At 46.3% G+C, this 6,019-nt stretch carries 7 protein-coding genes and 1 pseudogene; 4 read left to right on the top strand and 4 right to left on the bottom strand.

Annotation, left to right across the window (positions count from 1 at the left end; translation table 11 throughout):
* Positions 1 to 105 precede the first annotated feature (105 nt).
* Both AZ66_RS25650 and AZ66_RS25645 read right to left on the bottom strand, forming a co-directional pair.
* Positions 106 to 786 carry a FeoB small GTPase domain-containing protein gene (locus AZ66_RS25650; RefSeq protein ID WP_052648869.1) on the bottom strand — a complete coding sequence of 227 codons (681 nt, stop codon included), beginning with the start codon at positions 784 to 786 and terminating at the stop codon, positions 106 to 108.
* Complete coding sequence (locus AZ66_RS25645) at positions 783 to 1,046, bottom strand: FeoA family protein (protein WP_082061730.1); 264 nt, start codon at positions 1,044 to 1,046, stop codon at positions 783 to 785. Before AZ66_RS25645 ends, AZ66_RS25650 begins: the two co-directional genes overlap by 4 nt.
* A 273-nt stretch (positions 1,047 to 1,319) precedes the next feature.
* On the opposite strand from AZ66_RS25645, the gene AZ66_RS25640 reads away from it, so the two are divergent.
* Positions 1,320 to 2,285 (top strand): aldolase catalytic domain-containing protein, encoded by a 966-nt coding sequence (locus tag AZ66_RS25640; RefSeq protein WP_021254532.1) that lies wholly within the window; start codon positions 1,320 to 1,322, stop codon positions 2,283 to 2,285.
* Positions 2,286 to 2,380: 95 nt separating this feature from the next.
* Here the strand turns inward: AZ66_RS25640 and AZ66_RS25635 are convergent, their stop codons facing one another.
* Positions 2,381 to 2,644: a hypothetical protein gene (locus AZ66_RS25635; RefSeq protein ID WP_021262043.1), complete on the bottom strand. Its 264-nt coding sequence runs from the start codon at positions 2,642 to 2,644 to the stop codon at positions 2,381 to 2,383.
* Complete coding sequence (locus AZ66_RS25630) at positions 2,644 to 2,970, bottom strand: YbjQ family protein (RefSeq protein ID WP_021254534.1); 327 nt, start codon at positions 2,968 to 2,970, stop codon at positions 2,644 to 2,646. The genes AZ66_RS25635 and AZ66_RS25630 overlap by 1 nt, the downstream gene beginning before the upstream one ends.
* 274 nt (positions 2,971 to 3,244) lie before the next feature.
* Between AZ66_RS25630 and AZ66_RS25625 the strand changes: the two are divergent.
* The 3 genes and pseudogenes from AZ66_RS25625 to AZ66_RS25615 all read left to right on the top strand — a co-directional run bounded on the left by AZ66_RS25625 (position 3,245) and on the right by AZ66_RS25615 (position 5,896).
* A pseudogene (locus AZ66_RS25625) lies at positions 3,245 to 4,251 on the top strand (LacI family DNA-binding transcriptional regulator).
* 122 nt (positions 4,252 to 4,373) lie between these two features.
* Entirely contained in the window at positions 4,374 to 5,192 is an 819-nt protein-coding gene (locus AZ66_RS25620) for a sensor histidine kinase (protein ID WP_044357456.1), read from the top strand.
* A gap of 47 nt (positions 5,193 to 5,239) precedes the next feature.
* Positions 5,240 to 5,896, top strand: a complete 657-nt coding sequence (locus tag AZ66_RS25615) for a response regulator (RefSeq protein WP_044357457.1) — start codon at positions 5,240 to 5,242, stop codon at positions 5,894 to 5,896.
* The last annotated feature ends 123 nt before the right edge of the window (positions 5,897 to 6,019 follow it).

Below are 6,019 nucleotides of genomic sequence, written 5' to 3'. Positions count from 1 at the left end.
ACGATAAAGGCAGTGCGCACCGCACGAATATGCTGTGCCATGTGCAGTGCGATGCCCTGTTGTTGTAGCTGCTGTTCTGCTTCATCGCATATATGCAGGAGCCGATCATTCATCTCTTGATTCAATCCGCTGTGAACCCATTCTACGAACGGTATTGTTCTGTTCCAGATATTGCAGCGCAATCCATCTTGAAGGTACCCCATCTATAGGCGGTAAGTACTCCGACATACGCTGAATAGCGAGTTCCGTAATTTCTCCATAGTCGAGTTGGAACGAATCTCCGTATTCCTTCGCTGCATCTTGGGCGGGGTGATCGATATGCTGCAAAATATCGTGAATTCCTTGCTTGCGTCTAGCGTTGACGGGAAGTAAGGGGGCATGAAGTGCCTTGGATAGCTTCTGCGTATGAATGTGAATGCCGCGACCCTGTGCCACGTCGTTCATATTCAGCGCAATGTGCACGGGAAGTCCATATTCCAGTAATTGTATGGTTAAATATAAGTTGCGTTCGAGCTGTGAAGCATCGACAACATTCAAGATCGTATCTGGTCGTTCGTGGAGCAGGTAGCTTACAGCGACGCTCTCGTCACGCGACATCGGCTGCAGCGAGTAGATGCCGGGAAGATCGATGAGCGTGCCTGAATTGCGATGCAGGTGGCCGACCTTCTTCTCTACCGTTACGCCAGTCCAGTTGCCTACATATTCGTAGGAGCGGGTGAGAGCATTGAATAAAGAAGTCTTACCTGTATTCGGATTGCCTACGAGTGCGGTGGTACAAGTACTCATGCGCCATTCACCCCGATAGAGCGAGCCTCGTTTTGGCGAATGCCGAACAATTGGCCGTTAGCCTCTAGGGTAAGCGGACCGCCGAACAAGCTGGTACGCTTCAGCTCTACATGGGTTCCTTCTGTAATGCCCAGATCACGCAGGCGATGGCAGACCGATGCATGGACTTTGGACAAATCACAAATACATGCACGCTGCCCAGGCTTCAATTCGCATAAAGAGGTATTCTGTCTGAGCATCTCACAATCAGTTGGGCGCATGATAATCCTTCTTTCTTCAACATATCAGTATCAATCTATGATTAACTCGTTCTGTTCTTATTTATAATGATAATCGGTATCAATTGAATTTACCTTGAATGTAGCACAATGGAAGAAAAATTACATGTGATTTTTTTCATAGAAAAAGGATTAAATTGTAGATAATTTATCGAAATCTATGAAAACGACACGAAAATGAAGCTTTTTTGCTTTGCTTTATGAGTTTTTTTCCATTAGAATGGAGAGAAAACATTTGGCAAAGGAGATAGCGGAATGAAAACGAATCACTGCAAAATTGTCGACTGCACAATTCGCGATGGTGGTCTAGTAAACAATTGGGACTTCAGCGTCGAGTTTGTGCAAAGCTTATACGCATCATTGAATGATGCCGGCGTCGACTATATGGAAATCGGCTACAAAAATTCGCCTAAACTGCTCAAAGGCGCTGACGAAGCAGGCCCTTGGCGATTTTTGAACGACGATTTTTTACGTACTGTCATTCCGCAGAAGGGTACTACGAAGCTATCCGCACTTGTGGATATCGGCCGTGTGGATGAGAACGACATTCTACCGCGCAATGAGAGTATGTTGGACTTGATCCGGGTTGCATGCTACATTAAGGATGTGGACAAGGCGCTGGATTTGGTACGCACGTTCCATGATCGTGGATATGAAACAACGATCAATATTATGGCACTGTCAAATGTGATGGAGAATGACCTTATCGAAGCATTTGCGATGATCAAAGAGAGTGTCGTTGATGTGGTATACGTCGTAGATTCCTACGGCAGCCTTGATCATAATGATATTCATTTCCTCGTGAATAAATTTAAAGAGCATTTGCCGAACAAGCGAATCGGTGTTCATACCCATAATAATATGCAGCTTGCTTTCTCGAATACGCTTGTTGCTGCAGAGCTTGGGGTTGAAATGCTGGATGCTTCCATATACGGGATGGGGCGTGGAGCGGGCAACTGTCCGACAGAAGCTCTATTGACTCATTTGAAGAACAGCAAATACCAGCTTCGATCCGTACTTGGCTTCCTTGAGAAATACATGATTCCGATGCGTGAAAAGTGGGAATGGGGCTACCTGATTCCATACTTGATTACAGGTACGCTTGATGAACATCCTCGTTCCGCCATGGCGCTGCTTGCTTCTGATGATCGGGACAAATACTTGGACTTCTATGATCAAATGACGACACCTGAGGTATCGATTCATAAGAAAAATTCGTAAAGGAATGTGAAAGCTCCTTCACGATAAGAACATACAAAGACCGCTCCAGCTATGGCTGAGCGGTCTTTCTTATGTTGAAATGAATTAGGAACAGGCTACGATTGCATGCGAACGTACTTGCGTTCGCCTGTCTTCGGGTTGTAATACACTTGATATTTTAAACCATCTCTCGGATCGATAAAGATCTCTTTCGTTGGCATAAAGTCGCCTGAGACACCGATGGCATCCAATGGATTATCGTATTGCTTATAGCGCTTGTCGAAATATTTCTTGCCGATCACGATCAGGATGACAAGGCCGATCAGGGGCAGGCCGTACACCACTAGAGCGATTTTGAAGAAATGTACAACCTCATCCATTAGGAATGCACCGCTCTCAACTTAACAACCGTTCCGTAAGCTACAATTTCACTCATGTTCTGGCCGACATCGCCGCTATCGAAGCGCATCATGATGATTCCGTCTCCACCCATTGCGTGCGCATTCTCGATCATGCGATCCATTGCTTGTCGGCGAGCATCCTCGATCATTTGTGTGTACTGCTTGACTTCACCACCCACGAGACCTTTCAAAGATGCCATAATGTCCCCGCCGATACCACGTGCTCGAACAACTACGCCAAAGGCTGTTCCCAGTACTTCGGATACCTCATAATTTGCAATGCGTTCGGTCGTTACTACGATCATGAATGCCAGCTCCTTTTGAACACTTTTATAGAGTTGAAGGGGATTATCAATCCCTTTTAGTATTATTCATACGGGGATTTTCTTTATTCGTTTCATAAAGAAGTTCAATCCGTAACAAGAAGGGCCGTCCATAGCTAAAGATTTACTAAAAAAGGCGTTAAATGGCGGATATCACAGTAGTTTTAATGGAATAACGCTTTAAAGTTAGTTATGATGGTTACATAGAGATTTGTGCCTTTCCATATCTAATGATCGATCATGAGGGGAGAAGGATATGAAGGTCAGTATATTTGATGTGGCTAAGAAATCAGGTTTATCTGTAGTGACGGTATCCCGTGTCCTAAATAACGCGAAGACGGTTCGAGAGAAGAATCGGGTCAAGGTTCTTCAGGCGATGAAGGATCTGGATTACCACCCGAACGCAGCAGCTCGAAGCCTTGCGAAGGGGAAAACAGGTGTCATAGGGATGATTGTCACTACCTTGCAGGATTCATTTCTGGATAGTATCGTGCAATCGGTGTACTCACTGCTAAAGGATCATGGTTATTACTTAGCACTATCGGTTGCATCAGAGCCGATGGAACAAGGGGTGGGTACGGACTTAATCCAAGAGGATCGCGTGGATGGAATGCTGATTCTATCTGCGGTACATGAGGAACCTTACGTGGTAGAACTAAAAAACGGAAAATCCCGTTCGTACTCATCGACAATCAGACAATCCAGCCTTCTGTGACCAACGTGAATGTGGATAATTATAAAGGTGGATATGATGCAACAAAGCATCTCATTGATTTGGGCCATCGATCGATCGCTCATATTCGTGGGCCACGGTTCTTCTTAAGTGCACTTGAACGTGAAAGGGGTTTCAGGGATGCAATGAGTGACGCAGGCCTCGAACCTTTTGCAATTGAGGATGGTAAGTTCTGCATTCAATCCGGCTATGATGCTGTACAGCGATGGCTGCATGCAGGTTGTATGCCGACGGCGCTGTTCGCGGCTGATGATTTCACGGCGATTGGCGCCATCAATGCACTCTGGCAGGCTGGTTACAAGGTACCAGATGATATGTCTGTAATCGGCTATGATGATCAAGTCATAGCCTCCCAACTGCGTCCTCTGCTGACAACGATGCGACAGCCAGCTCACCAAATCGGCAAAGTTGCTGTTGATTTGCTTATAAAGCAGATTAATGGAACGAATAAGCGTAGTATCAGTGCTCGTCTAGAGTCGGAGATCGTGATTCGAGAATCGACGAGCGCACCGAAGTTATTGCAATCGTAGTATGATGAATAGGTAAGACAGATAGGCGTGCGGTTATGAACTGGTGACCGCATGCTTTTTTCATTACAATAGGAATAGATGTGAATGGATGATACCGAGCATAGATTGGAGCGAAAACTACCTTGAAGGATCGTACGATTAAACATCTGATTCTATGGATTCCTACGATTACAATTGGACTTTGGGAATATATGCGCCACTCTTTCCTGCTCCCTTACGTTTCCATGGAGGTTGGGAACTGGCTCGCCCCTGCCATTGTTTTTATCGTGTCAGCCACGCTGTTGACTCGCTTATTCAAGCTGCTGGATGATACGCAAAAAAAGCTGCAACGAGAGCAGCAGACGAAGGCGGCCTTGGAGGAGCGGAGCAAATTGGCGCAGGAGCTGCATGATGGAATTTCACAATCATTGTTCATGCTATCGGTAAAGATTGATCGGTTGGAGACAGCTTCGACCGAACAGCAGCCAGAGCAGCTGGACAAGCTCCGACAGACGGTTCGTCATGTATATGATGATGTGCGCCTGTCCATCGCTAATTTGCAAACTGTCCCTGAAGAGATGAATGTATGCTGGTCGGATCAACTCGTTACGATGATCGAGGATATTCGAAAGGATACGGATTGGACACTGGACGTGAAGTGGGAGCTGCCTGAAGATCAATTGTCATTGAAAGAGAAAATCGCGCTGTTGTCGGCTGTACGCGAGGCGCTGCTGAATGTGCGCAAGCATGCAGAGGCGAAACGGGTATGGATCATAGCGCAGCCTGTGGCTGAAGGATTTGTCTGCGACATTCGGGACGATGGGATCGGATTCGCAGGAGAGCCTTTTGCACAGAAGGGAAAGTATGGATTGAAGATGGTACGCGACCGCACGACCAATATGGGGTGGAGCTTGTCTTTGGAACGGGATGGCAGCGTGACGGTAGTGCGTATTGCAAGTTAATGAAGTTGGCGGAAGGAGAGGGAACTAGCGTGAATGAGGAACATGGGATGGATAAACAGCATTGTTTTCGGGTGTTAATCGCCGACGATAATGCCCATGCGCGTGAGGGAATGCGGGATATTTTAGCGATTGATCCTGCATTCGTCGTTGTAGGTGAGGCTGTGAATGGAGAAGATGCACTTCGTATGACGGATCAAGTCATGCCGGACTTGATCTTGATGGATATTTCCATGCCTGTTATGGACGGATTGGAAGCTACCAAGCGGATCAAAGAGCAGTTCCCCTATGTGAAAATCGTGATGGTGACGGTGTCGGATGATATTACTCATTTATTCGAGGCATTGAAAAAAGGGGCACAGGGCTATTTGCTCAAAAATTTGCAGCCTTCTGCATGGCATGAGTATTTGCGTGCGATTGCCATTGATGAGGCACCGATGTCGAAGGAACTGGCGTTTCGCTTATTACAGGAGTTTTCCGTGAAGGGCGAGAGCAAGATTCCAACGTCAACTCCGTTGACGACTCGTGAACGTGAAATTTTGGAGCGTGTAGCGAAGGGGGAATCGAACCGGGTCATTGCGGGACAGTTGTCCCTATCTGAGCATACCGTGAAGAATCATCTGAAAAACATTATGCAGAAGCTGCATTTGGAGAATCGTGTGCAGCTTACGCGATATGCATTGAAGCACGGCATTGTAGATAATTAGAACCCTATGATGATGGATCATTGATCGAAAATAATTATGATTCCGAAGGTGAAAAACGTATTGCGCAACAGAATGGGCTGTGCTATATTAATTCTTGTCACTTGATGTGACGTGCAATATATG

The organism is Paenibacillus sp. E194, from assembly GCF_000935845.1.
Lineage (GTDB): Bacteria > Bacillota > Bacilli > Paenibacillales > Paenibacillaceae > Paenibacillus_B > Paenibacillus_B alvei_B.
This window is presented reverse-complemented; position numbering and strand designations above follow the sequence as displayed.